This is a genomic window from Effusibacillus lacus (genome assembly GCF_002335525.1).
GTDB lineage: Bacteria > Bacillota > Bacilli > Tumebacillales > Effusibacillaceae > Effusibacillus > Effusibacillus lacus.
Genome location: NZ_BDUF01000052.1, coordinates 1 through 1,711, shown reverse-complemented (window position 1 = coordinate 1,711; position 1,711 = coordinate 1). Strand labels below are relative to the sequence as shown.

Annotated in this window: 1 protein-coding gene, 1 rRNA gene and 1 pseudogene; all 3 read right to left on the bottom strand. The window is 43.1% G+C overall.

Annotated features, from left to right (window positions below; translation table 11 throughout):
- Positions 1–161: 161 nt before the first annotated feature.
- Positions 162–1,069: pseudogene (locus EFBL_RS09525) on the bottom strand (PhzF family phenazine biosynthesis isomerase).
- On the bottom strand, positions 1,066–1,380 hold the full coding sequence (locus EFBL_RS09520) for an antibiotic biosynthesis monooxygenase family protein (protein WP_096181906.1): 315 nt from the start codon (positions 1,378–1,380) through the stop codon (positions 1,066–1,068). Before EFBL_RS09520 ends, EFBL_RS09525 begins: the two are co-directional and overlap by 4 nt.
- A gap of 238 nt (positions 1,381–1,618) precedes the next feature.
- Positions 1,619–1,711, bottom strand: a 5S ribosomal RNA gene (gene rrf / locus EFBL_RS09515); the annotation flags it as partial.

Sequence of the window (1,711 nt, the reverse complement as noted above, 5' to 3'; positions counted from 1 at the left end):
TTGTTTGCTAGATTGGCTATGCTTCATAGTAAGCGTCCTCCTCTTAATTAGGGCAGTGAATGTGCTCCATTCCGAGACCCAGCATACAGGAGGCACTCTTTCTTTTGCAAACCACAATTTAATTCATTACAGGAATAGCTCCTAGTCCTTTTTTCTCAAGATCATAGACTGAAAATGCGGATTCCTTGCACCAAATCCGTAACGAATACTGCAGTTCCAGATATATAAATCTCCATAGCAGCGGACCCATTTTTCCTCGCTTTGACTGCCACCCTTCCATCTCTGTCAATCTCTTGGCCTTGTTCAACCACAAATTCTACTGAGTCCAGTTTGGGGTTCATGTAGGTTAGATAATAGGCCCCCATAACACCAGATGCAGTACCGGTTACCGGATCTTCCGTCGTCCCGGAATAAGGCGACGAAAAATGCCTGGCATGTATAAAAGCATTCTTATCATAGGTTTCCAAACAAAAAGGATGCACAGATGATTTCGGGTTTTCGCGTAGAATTTCTGGGAACCATTCATTGATTGGCCTCATTCGCTTGAAACTATCCAATTTTTTATTGGCACCAATAGGGTCCAGATACCCGTACTTCCATAAAAAACGGGAAGGTTCTGATCAATCTCCTCTGCTGTTATCCCAATAGATTCAGCCAATTTACCTACATCACCTTTAAAGGGCATAAACTCAGGTGTATCCTGCTTCATCGTTATCAAAAGTGTGTTGTCTTGAGTTTGGGAAAAATCAATTGGCAATTGGCCAACCTCGGTTTCGATTAGGAGAGAATCGCGCCCCTCCAAAAATCCCTTGGATTTCAGACAATACAATGAAGCCATTGTAGCGTGTCCGCATAAATTAATTTCATGCCCCGGGGTAAAGTATCTGATCCTTAAGTCAGCTCTGTCAGAATTCATTACAAACGCGGTTTCATTAAACCCAACCTTAAGGGCGATCTCTTGCATTTCCCGCTCGCTAAGGGTATCCGCATCTAATACAACACCTGCTGGATTTCCCATATTGGGGATCGTGGAGAACGCATCGTAATGATGAACTTTTATCTTATTCATAGTTGACCCCTTTTCTCATTGAGATCCACTTCAGTAAAGTGTTCAACAACTGGAAACGGGTCATAATAATGATGCAGCAACCGCTTCCATTCTTGATATTCTTCTGATCCCCGGAATCCAACGGTATGGTCTTCTAAGGTTTCCCACCAAACTAACAGCAGATATTTGTTTTGGATTTCCATACATTTATGGAGTTCGTGATTGACATACCCTTTCATGCTCGAGATAATCGATGAGGCTTGGCGAAAGGAATTTTCAAATTCAGCAGTTTGCGATGGAATTACATGAAGGTAGGCGGCTTCAAGAATCACTAGTAATTTCCCCCTCAAAAAGAGACCATAGCACCGCGTTCATCAAACATAGCGGTTGGATTCCATTCAACTTCCCAAAGTTTCGAGTCTTGTTAACTGACTTCTATTCGGTACCATAATGTTCCTCCAAAATGTGAAAAAGAACTCTCGATAGAAAATACGCTTTAGCCTTATATGAACAGTCTTTCTCTTAAAAGCAAAAACCACTTGGACCATAAGGATCCAAGTGGTTTCTTGTGCCTAGCGACGACCTACTCTCCCGGGGCTCGTGCCCAAGTACCATCGGCGCTGGAGAGCTTAACTTCCGTGTTCGGGATGGGAACGGGTGTGT